13 protein-coding genes are annotated in these 16,266 nt (G+C 56.6%); all 13 read right to left on the reverse strand.

Features of this window, described 5'->3' with window-relative positions; all coding sequences use genetic code 11:
- Positions 1-183 precede the first annotated feature (183 nt).
- The gene (gene lpxC, locus FOY96_RS17995; RefSeq protein ID WP_008501977.1) at positions 184-1,101 is read right to left on the reverse strand and encodes a UDP-3-O-acyl-N-acetylglucosamine deacetylase; all 918 of its coding nucleotides are present in this window, start codon (positions 1,099-1,101) and stop codon (positions 184-186) included.
- 101 nt (positions 1,102-1,202) lie between these two features.
- Positions 1,203-2,354, reverse strand: coding sequence for a cell division protein FtsZ (gene ftsZ, locus FOY96_RS18000; protein ID WP_008501978.1), 1,152 nt, complete (start codon positions 2,352-2,354; stop codon positions 1,203-1,205).
- Between the two features lie 63 nt (positions 2,355-2,417).
- The gene (gene ftsA / locus FOY96_RS18005; RefSeq protein ID WP_023334508.1) at positions 2,418-3,674 is read right to left on the reverse strand and encodes a cell division protein FtsA; all 1,257 of its coding nucleotides are present in this window, start codon (positions 3,672-3,674) and stop codon (positions 2,418-2,420) included.
- The gene (gene ftsQ, locus FOY96_RS18010; RefSeq protein ID WP_023310399.1) at positions 3,671-4,513 is read right to left on the reverse strand and encodes a cell division protein FtsQ; all 843 of its coding nucleotides are present in this window, start codon (positions 4,511-4,513) and stop codon (positions 3,671-3,673) included. Before ftsQ ends, ftsA begins: the two co-directional genes overlap by 4 nt.
- A gap of 1 nt (position 4,514) precedes the next feature.
- Complete coding sequence (locus tag FOY96_RS18015; RefSeq protein ID WP_094934516.1) at positions 4,515-5,435, reverse strand: D-alanine--D-alanine ligase; 921 nt, start codon at positions 5,433-5,435, stop codon at positions 4,515-4,517.
- Positions 5,428-6,903, reverse strand: coding sequence for a UDP-N-acetylmuramate--L-alanine ligase (gene murC, locus FOY96_RS18020; RefSeq protein WP_033144631.1), 1,476 nt, complete (start codon positions 6,901-6,903; stop codon positions 5,428-5,430). Before murC ends, FOY96_RS18015 begins: the two co-directional genes overlap by 8 nt.
- A gap of 56 nt (positions 6,904-6,959) precedes the next feature.
- Positions 6,960-8,024 (reverse strand): undecaprenyldiphospho-muramoylpentapeptide beta-N-acetylglucosaminyltransferase, encoded by a 1,065-nt coding sequence (murG, locus tag FOY96_RS18025; RefSeq protein ID WP_029741228.1) that lies wholly within the window; start codon positions 8,022-8,024, stop codon positions 6,960-6,962.
- Complete coding sequence (ftsW, locus tag FOY96_RS18030; protein WP_023310395.1) at positions 8,021-9,265, reverse strand: cell division protein FtsW; 1,245 nt, start codon at positions 9,263-9,265, stop codon at positions 8,021-8,023. Before ftsW ends, murG begins: the two co-directional genes overlap by 4 nt.
- Positions 9,265-10,581 carry a UDP-N-acetylmuramoyl-L-alanine--D-glutamate ligase gene (murD, locus tag FOY96_RS18035; RefSeq protein WP_143347530.1) on the reverse strand — a complete coding sequence of 439 codons (1,317 nt, stop codon included), beginning with the start codon at positions 10,579-10,581 and terminating at the stop codon, positions 9,265-9,267. Before murD ends, ftsW begins: the two co-directional genes overlap by 1 nt.
- Before the next feature lie 2 nt (positions 10,582-10,583).
- Positions 10,584-11,666 (reverse strand): phospho-N-acetylmuramoyl-pentapeptide-transferase, encoded by a 1,083-nt coding sequence (gene mraY / locus FOY96_RS18040; RefSeq protein ID WP_008501985.1) that lies wholly within the window; start codon positions 11,664-11,666, stop codon positions 10,584-10,586.
- The gene (gene murF, locus FOY96_RS18045; protein WP_143347531.1) at positions 11,660-13,018 is read right to left on the reverse strand and encodes a UDP-N-acetylmuramoyl-tripeptide--D-alanyl-D-alanine ligase; all 1,359 of its coding nucleotides are present in this window, start codon (positions 13,016-13,018) and stop codon (positions 11,660-11,662) included. Before murF ends, mraY begins: the two co-directional genes overlap by 7 nt.
- On the reverse strand, positions 13,015-14,502 hold the full coding sequence (gene murE / locus FOY96_RS18050; protein WP_048979011.1) for a UDP-N-acetylmuramoyl-L-alanyl-D-glutamate--2,6-diaminopimelate ligase: 1,488 nt from the start codon (positions 14,500-14,502) through the stop codon (positions 13,015-13,017). Before murE ends, murF begins: the two co-directional genes overlap by 4 nt.
- Positions 14,489-16,255 (reverse strand): peptidoglycan glycosyltransferase FtsI, encoded by a 1,767-nt coding sequence (locus FOY96_RS18055; RefSeq protein WP_033144627.1) that lies wholly within the window; start codon positions 16,253-16,255, stop codon positions 14,489-14,491. The genes murE and FOY96_RS18055 overlap by 14 nt, the downstream gene beginning before the upstream one ends.
- Positions 16,256-16,266 lie beyond the last annotated feature (11 nt).

Consider the following 16,266-nt stretch of genomic DNA (forward strand, 5'->3'; position numbering starts at 1 on the left):
TGAGGTGCCGCCGCGGAGAAAAACGGTCAAGAATGCAGCTAACGCACATAATTTTCTGAGTAAGACAAACGAGAGATACCGCAGGGGTAAACGAAGAAGGGTAAAAATAAAAACGACTGGTCTTCCTGGTCGGAGAGAGTACCAGGTTAACCAGTCGATTTTTTTACGAAACGGTTTGAACCGTTACGCCAGAACCATGCTTGGTGCTTTGAAAGCCAGCGGCAGTTCAGCTTCGTCTTCGAAGGTCACATATTCCCAGGCTTCCTGTTTTGCCAGGACGGCTTGCAACAGTTTGTTGTTCAGCGCATGACCGGATTTGAACGCGGTAAATGCACCAATGATGTTGTGACCACACATGAACAGGTCGCCGATAGCATCCAGCATTTTGTGACGAACGAATTCATCTTCGAAACGCAGGCCGTCTTCGTTCAGTACGCGATAATCGTCAACAACGATGGCACAATCGAAGCTGCCGCCCAGGCACAGGCCGCGGGACTGCAGATATTCGATATCACGCATGAAGCCAAATGTACGGGCTCGGCTGATCTGGCGCATAAACGCATCGGCAGAGAAGTTCATCGCATAGCGCTGGGTGCTGGAGTCAATCGCCGGATGGTTAAAGTCGATGGTAAAGTCCAACGAGAAACCATTGTACGGTTTGAATTCAGCCCACTTGTCGCCATCTTCGACGCGAACGGTCTCTTTGATGCGTACAAATTTCTTCGCGCAGTTCAGTTCTTCGATGCCGGCATCCAGCAACAGATAGACGAACGGTGCAGCACTGCCATCCATAATCGGGATTTCTGGCGCATCGACTTCAACAATAATGTTGTCGATACCCAGACCCGCCAGGGCGGCGTTCAGGTGCTCTACGGTAGAAATCCGCACGTCATGCTCGTTCACCAGACAAGTACAGAGCATAGTATCACGCACAGATTTGGCATCGGCCGGAAAATCTACCGGTGGATTCAAGTCGGTGCGACGATAGATGACCCCGGTATTGGCCGGCGCAGGGCGTAACGTCAGCGTGACTTTCTTGCCGGTATGTAAACCGACACCAGTCGCCTGAACGATACGTTTAAGTGTCCTTTGTTTGATCATCGTATAATCTCGCCAAATTAACTATCCAACCGAGAGTGTATATCACTAACGGTGGGCCAGTTTAGCACAAAGAGCGCAAATCCCCTAATTCCAGCCAATTCTTAGTCAGCTTGCTTACGCAGGAACGCCGGGATATCCAGATAATCTGGCTCTTTCGCCGTTTGCGGCGTTGGGTCGTTCACCACTTTCGCGGCCGGTTTCTGCTCCTGAGTCAGAGGAGACATACCGTGCTGCTGGTAACGATCCATTACCGGTTGCTGAGTCTGCTTGTTGGTCACTAAGGTGATCTCAGGACGCTTGTCCATACCGATACCGGTCGCAACAACGGTAACACGCAGCTCGTCGTTCATTTCAGGGTCAAGGGAAGTACCGATTACCACGGTAGCGTTGTCAGAGGCGAACGCACGGATGGTGTTCCCCACGGTTTCGAACTCATCCAGACGCAGGTCAAAGCCAGCGGTAATGTTGACCAGCACGCCGCGCGCACCAGACAGATCGATATCTTCCAGCAGTGGAGAAGAGATAGCCATTTCAGCCGCTTCTTCAGCACGGTCTTCACCGCTCGCCACGCCAGAGCCCATCATCGCGTAGCCCATTTCGGACATCACGGTGCGAACGTCTGCAAAGTCAACGTTCATCAGGCCAGGACGGGTAATCAGTTCAGCGATACCCTGAACCGCGCCTTTCAGCACGTCGTTTGCTGCACCGAATGCGTCCAGCAGGGAAATACCGCGACCCAGAACTTTCAACAGCTTGTCGTTAGGGATGGTGATCAGCGAGTCCACATGCTTGGACAGCTCGGTGATACCCTGCTCCGCGAAGGCCATACGCTTCTTGCCTTCAAAATTGAAAGGCTTGGTCACGACAGCAACGGTCAGGATACCTAAATCTTTTGCCACTTCAGCCACAACAGGTGCTGCGCCGGTACCGGTACCGCCACCCATGCCTGCTGCGATGAAGACCATGTCCGCACCTTCCAGTGCAGCGCGCAGCGCTTCACGATCTTCTTCAGCCGCATTACGGCCGACTTCCGGGTTAGCCCCTGCTCCCAGCCCTTTGGTGATACCACCGCCGATCTGGATAGTCTGGCCAACAGCTGTCTTACGCAGTGCCTGCGCATCGGTGTTAACTGCGAAGAATTCAACACCTTCAATGCGTTCACGCACCATATGCTCTACGGCGTTACCGCCGCCGCCACCGACGCCGATGACTTTAATCACCGCGTCGTTGGTCAGTTCCATAGGTTCAAACATAATTTCTCTCTCCGTTGTGCCTGTCGCCCGAGACCGCTAATTCTCTCCGGTCTCTTAAAAAAATTAAAACTCTTTTCGCAACCAGTTGTTCAGTCGTTTGACCCACGACCCCACTGAGACGCGTTTTTCCACTTCTGCTTCACCACTGAGATGAGATTCCTTCCCGTAGTGGAGCAGGCCCACAGCCGTTGAATAATACGGCTCCTGAGCATAATCCGTTAAACCGGTGATATTCAGCGGCGCACCAATACGCACCTGCGTATGGAACACGCGCTGAGCACAGGCCGCAAGACCTTCAATTTGCGCTGCACCGCCGGTTAATACAATCCCCGCCGCAAGATGATGTTTAACGCCCTGCTGACGAAGCTGTTCCTGTAACTGTAAAATCTCTTCGTTGACCAGGTTGAGCAGCTCGGTATAGCGCGGCTCTATCACCTCTGCCAACGTCTGGCGCTGCAGGCTACGCGGTGGACGACCACCGACGCTCGGCACTTCAACGCTCTCATCTTTGCCAACGATAGACCCCAGCGCGCAGCCGTGGCGCACTTTAATCGCTTCTGCATCGCTCGGCGGCGTACCAAAAGCGTAAGCAATATCGCTGGTCACAACGTTCCCGGCATAAGGGATCACTTTCGTGTGGCGCAACGCACCGCCGGTATACACGGCGATATCCATTGTACCACCACCAATATCGACCACACAGACACCCAGTTCACGTTCATCTTCGGTCAGCACGGAATAACTTGCCGCCAGACCGGCGAAAATAAGTTGGTCAACTTTCAGGCCACAACGTTCAACGGCTTTTACAATGTTCTTCGCCATATCGTTGTGACATGTGATCAGGTGCACTTTTGCCTGCATACGTACGCCAGAAAGACCGACCGGGTTCTTGATCCCTTCCTGGTAGTCAATCGCATATTCCTGCGGAATGACATGCAGCACGCGATGCTCGTCGCGGACACGCACGGATTTCGCCGTGTGCACGACGTTTTCAACGTCTTCCTGCGTCACTTCTTCTTCGGAAATCGGCACCATACCGATTTCGTTCTGGCAGCTAATGTGCTTACCAGAAAGGGCCAGATAGACAGAAGAAATCTGGCAATCTGCCATCAGTTCAGCCTGATCGATGGCGCGCTGAACGCATTTCACCACCGATTCAAGATCGTTTACCCCACCTTTATCCATACCACGGGACGGGCAACTGCCTACGCCAATGATATTGACCATACCGTCGGGCAGAACTTCCCCTACTAAAGCGGCAACCTTCGCGGTGCCAATCTCCAGTCCAACTACCAGTTTTCTGTCCGTCGCCTTGATCATTGTTGTTCTGCCTGTACCTGTGCCTGATTCTGTTGCTGATTAGGTTCCTCGACCGGAGCCGGTACCCAACCGACTGCTGCGCCTGAGTCATAGCGCAAATCAACGTAGCTTATCCGTTTGCCGTCAGTCTGTGCCTGCTGCTGTAAAACCGGGTAAAGTTCGACAAAACGCGCCAGACGCTTCATTGTGTCGCCGCGTCCCAGGTTGAGCTTAATGCCGTTCGTTAACGTCAGCTGCCAGGAACGGCGCGCCGTCATGGCAGCATCTTTTAACGTAAACCTGTCCTTCGCCAGCACCTGACCCATTTCGCGAAAACCTTGTAACACCTCGTTTTCGCTACCTTCCGGGCCATACAACATCGGTAAATTTTGCTTGTTGACACGATCGGCCGGGACGCTGAAGGAGTTTCCGTCTGCGTCAACCATGTGCTGATCATTCCAACGCGCAATGGGCACATATTCAACCAGATGAATCTTCAATTCATCAGGCCATTGCTTTCTTACGCTCGCCTGTTTTATCCATGGCAGACGTTCTATCTGGCTCTGGATAATGTTGACGTCCTGCGTCATAAAAGTGCCAGGCGAGCCCAGCGCCAGAATTGACTGGCGAATATCGTCGTTACGCGTGTAGTGACGCTCACCGGTGACCACCAGCTTAGAAAGCGGCAACCGCTGCGCATCTTCCATCCAGCCCAGGACCATCCAGCCGCTGATAAACACGGTGCACAGCACCCCGAGCAGGAAAATGATGCCTGCAAGACGCGTTCCATTACTGCGGCGTGAGGAGGCGTATTCGTCCTCGTCATCGCGGTTGCGCGTGTTCAATGCAGCCTGAGACATATCAGCCCGCCTGGTCCAGAATGCGTACGACTAACTGCGAGAAGCTCATCCCCGCCTGACGCGCGGCCATCGGCACAAGGCTGTGGCTGGTCATTCCCGGAGAGGTATTCGCTTCCAGCAGATAAAATTGTCCGTCACTGTCCTGCATCACGTCGATGCGTCCCCAGCCCTGACAACCCAGAATATGCCAGGCTTTAAGCACCAGGGACTGTAAATCTGCTTCACGCTCAGCTTCAAGACCACAAGGGCAGAAATATTGCGTCTCATCAGAGAGATACTTCGCCTCATAATCATAGAAGGTTCCGGCCGGTTGGATACGAATTGACGGTAAAATTTCTTCGCCAAGCATCGCGACGGTAAATTCCGGCCCGCTGAGCCATTTTTCAACCAGAACTTCTTCATCATGTTGAAATGCCAGTGCTAAAGCGGACGAAAGATCTTCAGCTTTCTCGACTTTGGACATTCCCACGCTCGAACCTTCCCGGCTGGGCTTTACAATAACCGGTAAGCCCAGCTCAGCAATGCGTGTATTAACGCTATCCGGCAGGCCCAATTCAAATTCGCGACGCGTCAGTGCTACCCATGGCGCAACGGGTAACCCCGCGCCCTGCCACAGAAGCTTGCTGCGCAGTTTGTCCATAGAGATAGCGGAGGCCATCACGCCGCTGCCGGTGTACGGCATGCCGAGCAAATCCAGAAGCCCCTGCAGGGTGCCGTCTTCGCCGCCGCGACCATGCAAAGCGATAAAGACTTTATCGAAACCCATGGCTTTTAATTGCGTCACGTCGACCTCTTTTGGGTCGACCAGGTGCGCATTGACGCCACCTTCGCGCAGGCCCGCCAGCACAGCCGCGCCGGAATTCAGGGAAACCTCGCGCTCGGCGGAGGTGCCGCCAGACAGGACAGCAATCTTATCAGCCATGATGCTCATCCTCCTGGGTTTGCGGCTTCAGTTTGATTTCAGCTAAGGTACGGGCGATTTTGCCGATATTTCCCGCGCCCTGAATCAGAATCAAATCATTACCTGTCAGGACCGGTGCCAGAATTTCCGCCACCTGTGCTGGGTCAGAAACCAGAATAGGGTCAACTTTACCGCGTCCACGGATGGTACGACACAGGGAACGGCTGTCGGCCCCCGGAATCGGCGTCTCGCCTGCGGCGTACACGTCCAGCATTAACAGGGTGTCTACCTGTGACAGGACGCTGGCGAAATCGTCGTACAGATCGCGCGTACGCGTGAAGCGGTGCGGCTGGAAGACCATCACCAGATTTTTGTCCGGCCAGCCTGCACGTGCGGCTTTAATGGTGGCGTCGACTTCGGTCGGATGGTGGCCATAGTCGTCCACCAGCATCGCAGTGCCGGCTTTACCGTTCACGGCGTCCAGCGGGAATTCACCGAGGAAGTCGAAGCGACGGCCGGTGCCCTGGAAGCTTTCCAGCGCGCGCAGAATGGCATCATCATCAATGCCTTCTTCCGTCGCGACGGCCACAGCCGCTGCGGCATTGAGGGCGTTATGGCGACCTGGCGCATTCAGCGTGACGTGCAGCAGTTCTTTGTCCTGACGCGCCAGCGTGAAATGCCCCTGCGCACCAATCTGTTTGTACTCTTCCACGCGGACGTCAGCGTCTTCGCTGAAGCCGTAAGTGGTGATTTGACGACCCACGCGCGGCAGCAGCTCGCGGATCACCGGATCGTCTACGCACATCACCGCGCGTCCATAGAATGGCAGGTTGTGCAGGAAGTTGATGAAGGTCTGCTTTAAGTTCTCGAAGTCGCCCTGGTAGGTATCCATATGGTCAGCTTCGATGTTAGTGACAATCGCCACCATCGGCTGCAGGTGCAGGAACGACGCGTCGCTCTCATCCGCTTCGGCAATCAGATAACGACTGTGGCCCAGACGCGCGTGTACGCCTGCGGCTTTGACCAGACCGCCGTTGACGAACGTCGGGTCGAGACCCGCTTCCGCATAAATACTGGAGACCATCGCCGTGGTCGTGGTTTTACCGTGGGTCCCGGCAATGGCGATGCCGTGACGGAAACGCATCAGTTCCGCCAGCATTTCTGCACGGCGGATCACCGGAATGCGCGCTTCGTGCGCGGCAACGATTTCCGGGTTGTCAGAGGAGATGGCGCTGGAGACCACCACCACGCTCGCATCGCGCACGTTTTCCGGACGATGGTTGAAATAGATAGTCGCCCCAAGCGACGCCAGCTGCTGCGTAACAGGGTTTGGCGCCAGGTCAGACCCGCTGATCTGATAACCTTCGTTAGCTAACACTTCGGCAATACCGCCCATGCCAGCACCACCGATGCCAACAAAGTGAATGTGCCGGACGCGACGCATCTCGGGCACGATTGAACGCAGTTTTGCCAGTTGTTGTGTATTCATTCTCTAAACGCCATCGACTACTTAAAATTCGTGCAGCGCAAAACGCGCTGCGAGGGTTAAGCCTGGGCTGCCAGGCTCACTTCTTTTGCCACCCGTTCCGTCGCATCAGGGATAGCGGCCGCGCGTGCGCGTTGCGCCATCTCCAGCAGTGCGTCTCTGTTCCAGCCCGCCAGGGTGGTGGCGACCGCGTCGGCGGTAAATTGTGGCTGTTCAAAAATCTTCGCGGCACCGGCTTTCTCAAGCGGCAGCGCATTCCAGTACTGCTGTCTGTCTTTGTGCTGGAACGGCACAAAAAGGGCCGGCAGACCGGCGGCGGCGATCTCGCTCACCGTCAGCGCGCCTGAACGACAGACCACGACATCGGCCCAGGCATACGCTGCCGCCATGTCGTCGATAAATTCTGTGACTTTATGCTGCGGCTGGCCTTCGTCTGCGTAAGCTTGCTCAACGGTCTGCTGAGCGCCTTTTCCGCTCTGGTGCCAGATGGTCACGGTATCCCCCAGCTTTGCGGCAACCTGCGGCATCGTCTGGTTTAGAACACGCGCCCCCTGAGAGCCGCCGACGACCAGTACACGAACCGGCCCTTCACGGCCCGTCAGGCGAGCGTCCGGCAGCGGGAGCGCCAGCACGTCCACACGCACCGGGTTACCCACCACGTCCGCTTTCGGGAACGCACCGGGAAACGCCTGCATAACTTTGGTAGCGATTTTCGCCAGCCACTTGTTGGTCAGACCAGCAATACCGTTCTGTTCATGTAGCACAACGGGAATGCCTAACGACCACGCCGCCAGCCCGCCAGGACCAGAGACATAGCCGCCCATGCCCAGCACCACATCTGGCTTAAAGCGCTTCATGATGGTGCGCGCCTGACGCCAGGCGTTAAAAATACGCACCGGAGCCAGCAGCATTGCCTTGAGGCCTTTGCCCCGAAGGCCGGAAATACGAATAAAGTCGATCTCGATACCGTGCTTCGGTACCAGATCGGCTTCCATGCGGTCTGCGGTTCCCAGCCAGCGTACCTGCCAGCCCTGATCCATTAAATGGTGCGCAACCGCCAGCCCCGGGAACACGTGTCCACCGGTACCGCCTGCCATCACCATTAACCGCTTCGGTTGATTCATCGTGAACCTCGTGTAAACGCCTGGGCTTTTTCCAGACGCGTCTCATAATCTATACGCAACAAAAACATGATGGCCGTCGACATAATCAACAGACTCGAACCACCATAACTGATCAACGGCAGCGTCAGACCTTTGGTCGGCAGCATACCCGCTGCGGCCCCGACGTTAACCAATGCCTGGAAGCTAAACCAGATACCAATTGAACAGGCTAAGAATCCTGAGAAGCGGTGATCGATCTCCAGCGCTTTCCGGCCGATAGACATGGCGCGGAAAGCGACGAAGAATACCATTAATAGCGCTAATACCACACCGATATAACCCAGTTCTTCCGCAATAATGGAGAAGATGAAGTCAGTGTGCGCTTCCGGTAAATACTCCAGTTTCTGTACCGAGTTACCCAGCCCCTGTCCCCAGACTTCACCGCGACCAAAGGCCATCAGCGACTGCGTCAGCTGATAACCGCTGCCGAACGGATCTTCCCACGGGTTCCAGAACGAGGTCACACGGCGAATACGGTAAGGCTCGGCGAGGATCAGCAGCACAACCGCCGAAATCCCCATCCCGATGATAGCGATGAACTGCCACAGCTTCGCGCCCGCCAGGAACAGCATGGCCAGGGTGGTAACGAACAGCACGACAACGGTACCGAGGTCAGGCTGCGCCAGCAGTAATACCGCCAGCACCAGAATCACGCCCATCGGTTTTAAGAAGCCGCGGAGGTTGTTACGCACTTCATCTACCTTACGCACCAGGTAGTTAGCCAGGTAGCAGAACAGGGAGAGCTTGGTAAATTCTGCAGGCTGAATGCGCAGCGGGCCAAAGGCGATCCAGCGTGAAGCCCCGTTAACAGAGCTCCCCACCACCAGTACGATCAGCAGCATAATAATCGAGGCGATCAGCATCGCCGTACTGTGCCGCTGCCAGAACTCCATCGGCAGGCGCAAGGTCACCAGCGCCAGGCAGAACGCCAGGATGATGTAAAGACCATCTCGCTTGGCAAACAGGAAAGGATCGTTCGCCAGACGCTGCCCGACGGGCATTGAGGCTGACGTCACCATAATGAAGCCGACCGCCGCCAGCCCCATCGTGAGCCAGAACAGCGTGCGATCGTACATGACCAGGCTGTCGTTATCTTTTTGACGAGAGCCCATCACCCAGCCTTTGAGCGCCGCAAACACCCATGCCAGGATCCCAAATCCTGGCAGGCGCGGCATTTTCAGGCGAGGGAGAGATAAACGCATCAGCCTAACTCCTTCGCCAGGCGGGTAAAGACATCACCACGCTGTTCGAAATTCTTGAATTGATCGAGGCTGGCACAGGCCGGAGAGAGCAGCACCATATCGCCTGGCTTCACGCGAGGGGCAATCAGCCGCATCGCCTGTTCCATGGTTTCAGTTTGCTCGGCAACCTCAGGGCGCAGTTCAGCCAGCTCCCTGCCGTCACGGCCGAAGCAGTACAGGCGGACGTTATCTCCGGCGAGATACGGCTTCAGGGAGGAAAAATCAGCTGATTTACCGTCGCCGCCCAGCAGTAAATGCAGGGTGCCGTCAACGTGCAGACCGTTCAGCGCGGCCTCCGTGCTTCCGACGTTGGTAGCTTTGGAGTCGTTAATCCAGCGCACGCCGTTGTGCTCCAGCGCCAGCTGGAAACGGTGCGCCAGACCAGAAAACGTGGTTAACGCTTTCAGGCTGGAGGAGCGCGGCAGCCCTACTGCATCCGCCAGCGCCAGCGCCGCCAGGGCATTGGTATAGTTGTGCTGACCAGTGAGCTTCATCTCTTTCACGTTCAGCACTTTCTCACCCTTCACGCGCAGCCAGGTTTCGCCCAGCTGACGGTTCAGGTGGTAATCCCCCATCGTGATACCGAAGCTGATACAGCGATCGTCTGCACCGCGTACGGGCATGGTCAGCGCGTCATCGGCGTTTACAACGCAGACTTTGGCATTTTCATAAACGCGCAGCTTGGCGGCACGGTACTGCTGCAGACCAAATGGATACCTGTCCATATGATCTTCAGTCACGTTGAGGATCGTCGCAGCCGCAGCGTGCAGGCTGGAGGTCGTTTCCAGCTGGAAGCTGGAAAGCTCGAGAACATACAGCTCGCAGCCTTTATCCAGCAGCATCAGAGCGGGTAAACCAATGTTACCGCCAACGCCGACGTTCATGCCCGCCGCTTTCGCCATTTCACCCACCAGGGTGGTGACGGTGCTTTTACCGTTAGAACCGGTAATGGCGATAATAGGTGCCTGCGCTTCGCGGCAGAACAGCTCGATATCGCCGACAATCTCAACGCCCGCATCCGCAGCAGCGCTCAGCGAAGGATGCGCCAGCGCCATACCCGGGCTTGCGACAATCAGATCGGCTGCCAGCAGCCAGTCATCATTCAGACCACCAAGGTGGCGTTCAACCTGTTCCGGCAGTTTGTCCAGACCCGGCGGAGAGACACGCGTATCCATCACGCGTGGCGTCACGCCGCGTGCGAGGAAAAAGTCCACGCAGGAGAGCCCCGTGAGGCCCAACCCGATGATAACGACTTTTTTGCCCTGGTAATCTGCCATGATTAACGTACCTTCAGCGTTGCCAGGCCAATCAGCACCAGCATCAGCGAAATAATCCAGAAGCGCACAATAACGCGCGGCTCCGGCCAGCCTTTCAGTTCATAGTGGTGGTGAATCGGCGCCATACGGAAGATGCGCTGACCGCGCAGCTTGAAGGAACCGACCTGCAAAATCACCGACAGGGTTTCAACCACAAACACGCCGCCCATGATCACCAGCAGGAACTCCTGACGCAGCAGTACGGCGATAATGCCGAGCGCACCGCCCAAGGCCAGAGAACCGACGTCACCCATAAAGACCTGCGCCGGATAGGTGTTGAACCACAGGAAGCCCAGCCCCGCGCCGACAATCGCCGTACAGACGATCACCAGCTCACCCGCATGGCGCAGATAAGGGATGTGCAGGTAGTTCGCAAAGTTCATGTTACCGGTCGCCCACGCCACCAGCGCAAAACCGGCGGCCACAAAGACGGTTGGCATAATGGCCAGGCCATCCAGACCGTCGGTCAGGTTAACGGCGTTACCGGTACCGACAATCACAAAGTAGGCCAGCAGGATGTAGAACAGCCCCAGCTGCGGCATCACGTCTTTAAAGAACGGCACGACCAGCTCGGTGGCAGGCGTGTCTTTGCCTGCCAGATACAGCGCGAAGGCCACGCCCAGCGCGATCACCGACATCCAGAAATACTTCCAGCGCGCGATCAGGCCTTTGGTATCTTTGCGGACGACTTTGCGGTAATCGTCCACAAAACCGATGATCCCATAACCCACCAGTACTGTCAGAACGCACCAGACGTACGGGTTGGAGGGATAGGCCCACAGCAACACGGAAACGACGATGGCGGTCAGGATCATGATCCCGCCCATGGTCGGCGTGCCGCGCTTGCTGAAGTGCGATTCCGGACCGTCGTTACGCACAACCTGGCCGAAAGAGAGTTTTTGCAGACGGGCAATCATGCGCGGGCCCATCCACAATGAGATGAACAGCGCAGTCAGCAGGCTGACGATGGCGCGAAACGTCAGATACGAAAAGACGTTAAAGCCTGAATAATATTTGACCAAATGTTCGGCCAGCCAAACTAACATGTCCCGTTCTCCTGTAATGCGTGCACAACCTCTTCCATGGCGGCACTACGTGAACCTTTCACTAACACAGTCACAATTTGTTTTTCGGTAATCAACGCCTTAAGGCGCGCTATCAACGCGGTTTTATCAGCAAAATGCTCGCCAACGCCGCTGGCTTGGCTAATCGCCTGGCTCAGTTTTCCTGCGCTCAGCACGCAGTCCAGCCCTGCCGCTTTCGCCGCTTCACCGACCTGGGAATGGCAGGCTTCGCTTTCGTCGCCCAGCTCTGCCATATCGCCCACCACCATGATGCGGTAGCCCGGCATTTCAGATAACACCTGCACCGCCGCCGTCATCGAGCCCACGTTCGCGTTGTAGGAGTCATCCAGCAGCAGCTTGTTTTCCGAAAGCTGAATCGGGAACAGACGCCCCGGCACGGCTTTCAGGTTCGCCAGCCCGGTCTTAATCGCTTCATGCGACGCGCCCACCGCCGTCGACAACGCCGCCGCCGCAAGCGCATTGGCGATGTTATGGCGACCCGGCAGCGGCAGCAGCACATCGACGCCACCCGTTGGGGTGGTGAGGGTGAACTCCGTGCCGTGCGACGTCACGTGGATATTGGTCGCGGTAAAATCACTGTTTGCCGCATTCGGCGAGAAGCGCCAGGTTTTACGCGAACCAATGATGCTTTGCCAGTTCAGCCAGTCGTTGTTGTCGGCGTTCAGGATGGCGATACCGTCATCCGGCAGACCGGTGTAAATCTCACCTTTGGCTTTCGCTACGCCTTCCAGCGAGCCAAAGCCTTCCAGATGCGCCGCCGCGAGGTTATTCACCAGCGCGGCTTCCGGGCGAGTCAGGCTCACGGTCCAGGCGATTTCGCCTTGGTGGTTTGCCCCTAACTCGATTACCGCAAATTCATGTTCTTTGGTCAGGCGGAGTAATGTCATCGGCACGCCGATGTCATTATTGAGGTTGCCCGCGGTATAAAGCGTATTCCCGCACTGGCTGAGGATCGCCGCCGTCATCTCTTTCACCGACGTCTTGCCTGATGAACCGGTCAAGGCGACAACGCGCGTAGGGACTTGCTGGCGAACCCAGGCGGCCAGCTCACCGAACGCGAGACGCGTATCTTTCACCACAATTTGTGGCAGATCGATATCGAGCTTGCGGCTGACGAGCAGCGCACCGGCGCCGTTCTCTTTGGCCTGTTCCGCAAAATCATGCGCGTCAAAACGCTCGCCTTTCAGCGCCACAAACAGACAGCCTGCGGTGATTTTGCGGGTGTCCGTCGTTACGGCATCAATGGTCAGGTCCAGCCCGTGCAGGTCGCTCTTAAGAATGGCAGCTGCCTGGCTTAACGTGATGCTAATCATGCCACGACTCCCAGCAGACGAGCTGCCGTTACGCGGTCCGAGTAGTCCAGACGGCGATTGCCAACGATCTGATAATCTTCATGGCCTTTGCCCGCCAGCAGGACAACATCATTCTCCTGCGCCTGCATGATGGTGTTGGTCACGGCTTCCGCACGCCCTTCCACCACGCGAGCGCGGCCCGCGTCCAGCATGCCCGCCAGAATGTCATTAATGATGGCGCGCGGCTCTTCGGTACGCGGGTTGTCATCGGTCACAACCGGAATATCTGCGAACTGCTCGGCAATAGCCCCCATCAGCGGGCGTTTGCCTTTATCGCGATCGCCGCCGCAGCCAAACACGCACCAGAGCTTACCGGCGCAGTGCAGGCGCGCCGCTTCCAGCGCTTTTTCCAGCGCATCCGGCGTGTGGGCATAATCAACCACAACGGTCGGTTTCCCCGGCGCGCTGAACACTTCCATACGGCCGCAAACCGGCTGCAGACGCGCTGAGGTTTTCAGCAGTTCAGCCATCGGATAACCCAGCGCCAGCAGCGTTGCCAACGCCAGCAGCAGGTTGCTGACGTTAAACGCGCCCATCAGGCGGCTTTCAATTTCGCCTTCACCCCAGGAAGAGGCAAAGCGGATTGTCGCCCCGCTGTCGTGATAATTCACCTCAACCGCCTTCAGCCAGCGGCCGTGGCAGTTCGGATTGATATGGTCTTCCATCGACACCGCAACCGCATCCGGCAGCTTCGCCAGCCAGCGGCGGCCCACTTCGTCGTCGGCGTTGATGATGGCTTGTCCGTAATGGTGAGTAGAGAACAGCAGCCATTTCGCGGCTTCGTAATGCTCCATATCACCGTGATAATCAAGATGATCGCGGCTCAGGTTGGTAAACACGGAAGCGGCAAATTTCAGCGCCGCGACGCGGTGCTGAACCAGACCGTGCGAAGAGACTTCCATCGCAGCAAAGGTTGCCCCCTGCCCTGCCAGACCGGCAAGCACATGCTGTACGTCTACGGCCGAGCCGGTGGTGTTTTCCGTCGGGCTCACTTTGCCCAGCAGGCCGTTACCCACGGTACCCATCACCGCACCGGTTTCACCCAGCAGCTGGGCCCACTGCGCCATCAGCTGCGTGGTAGTGGTTTTACCGTTCGTACCCGTGACGCCTACCAGGCGCAGCTGGTCGGAAGGTTCGTGATAAAAACGTCCCGCCAGCGCGGAAAGACGCTCGTTTAACTGGCTGAGATAGATGACCGGCACCCCGTGCATTTCACGGATCTCACCGTCGGTTGCCTCATCTTTGGCCTCAGCAATAATGGCAGCCACACCTTGCGCAATCGCCTGCGGGATATAACGACGCCCGTCCGCCTGATGACCGACCACCGCCACAAAAAGATCGCCAGAAGCAGCCACGCGGCTGTCCAGTACCATCTCTCGCAGTGCTCGCTCCGGTGCATTTGGCACCCACGGAGCGAGAAGGTCGCGCAAATTACGATCTGCCACCTGTACCCTCGCCTTGATTAATTACAAATTCACTTTTTTCGCCCGTCGCCAGCGCATCCGGTTCGATGTTCATGGTGCGTAACACGCCGCCCATGATAGCCCCGAACACAGGCGCGGAGACGGCGCCGCCGTAGTATTTCCCCGCCTGTGGATCGTTTATCACGACCACCAGCGCAAAACGCGGATTGCTTGCAGGCGCAACGCCTGCGGTATAGGCAATGTATTTGTTGATATAGCGGCCGTCCGGCCCTACTTTTTTCGCCGTGCCGGTCTTGATGGCGATGCGATAACCTTTGATTGCCGCCTTCACGCCGCCGCCGCCGGGCAGCGCCACGCTTTCCATCATATGAACAACCGTACGGACGGTTGATTCCGGGAAGATACGCTCGCCGGGAACCGGTGGATCAACTTTGGTAATCGACAGCGGACGATAAACGCCATAGCTGCCGATCGTTGCGTAGACTCGCGCTAACTGTAACGGTGTCACCATTAGCCCGTAGCCGAAAGAGAAGGTGGCCCTCTCTATGTCAGACCACCGTTGTTTTTGAGGATATAAGCCACTGCGTTCTCCGACCAACCCCAAATTGGTCGCCTTTCCAAGCCCAAAACGTGAGTAAGTCTCTACTAACGCTGAGGACGGCATCGCTAACGCCAGCTTTGAAACACCGACGTTACTCGACTTCTGTAACACCCCGGTCAGGGTCAATTCGCTGTAGCGCGCCACGTCTTTGATCTCATGGCCGTTAATTCGGTATGGGATGGTATTCAGGACGGTGTTTTCATTGACGATACCGCGCTGAAGGGCAGTCATGACCACCATCGGCTTAACGGTCGAACCCGGTTCGAACACGTCGGTGATGGTACGGTTACGCATAATATCCTTCTGCGTACCGGTAAGATTGTTAGGGTTGTAGGACGGGCTATTGGCCATCGCCAGCACTTCACCCGTGTTGACATCGACTAACACGGCACTGCCCGATTCCGCTTTGTTGAAGGCCACGGCATTGTTCAGCTCGCGGTAAACCAGCGCCTGTAACCGCTCATCAATACTCAGGGCCAGATTGTGTGCGGCCTGGCTGTCCGTAGAGGAAATATCCTCGATCACGCGACCATAGCGGTCCTTACGCACAATGCGCTCGCCGGGCTGGCCGGTGAGCCATTTATCAAAGCTTTTTTCAACGCCTTCAATCCCCTGGCTATCAACGTTAGTAAAGCCAATGAGGTGAGCAGTCACTTCGCCGGATGGATAGTAACGACGGGATTCTTCACGCAGATGGATCCCAGGCAGCTTCAATTTTTTGATGTAGTCCGCCATGTCAGGGTTCACCTGACGCGCCAGATAGATAAAGCGCCCTCGCGGGTTCGTATTTACGCGTGAAGCTAACTGGTCCAGCGGCATCTTCAGCGCATCCGCAAGCGCCTTCCAGCGGTTATCAAGCGTGATACCGCCAGCGTCGTGCAGCTCTTTCGGATCGGCCCAGATCGCCTTCACCGGCACGCTCACCGCCAGCGGACGACCCGAACGGTCGGTGATCATCCCGCGGGATGTCGACACTTCCTGGACGCGCAGGGAGCGCATGTCGCCCTGACGCACCAGCATGTCAGGGGCGATGATTTGCAGCCAGGCCACGCGTCCCAGCAGAAAACCCAGAGCGAGTAAAATGCAGCCGCAAAGCAACGCAAAACGCCAACTGACAAAGTTGGCCTGTTCTTCCTGACGTTTTGGTTTTAGCGTTTTTGCCGCTGCTTTCATGCGTCGCGTTT

It is taken from the genome of Enterobacter asburiae, from assembly GCF_007035645.1.
Classification (GTDB): domain Bacteria; phylum Pseudomonadota; class Gammaproteobacteria; order Enterobacterales; family Enterobacteriaceae; genus Enterobacter; species Enterobacter asburiae_B.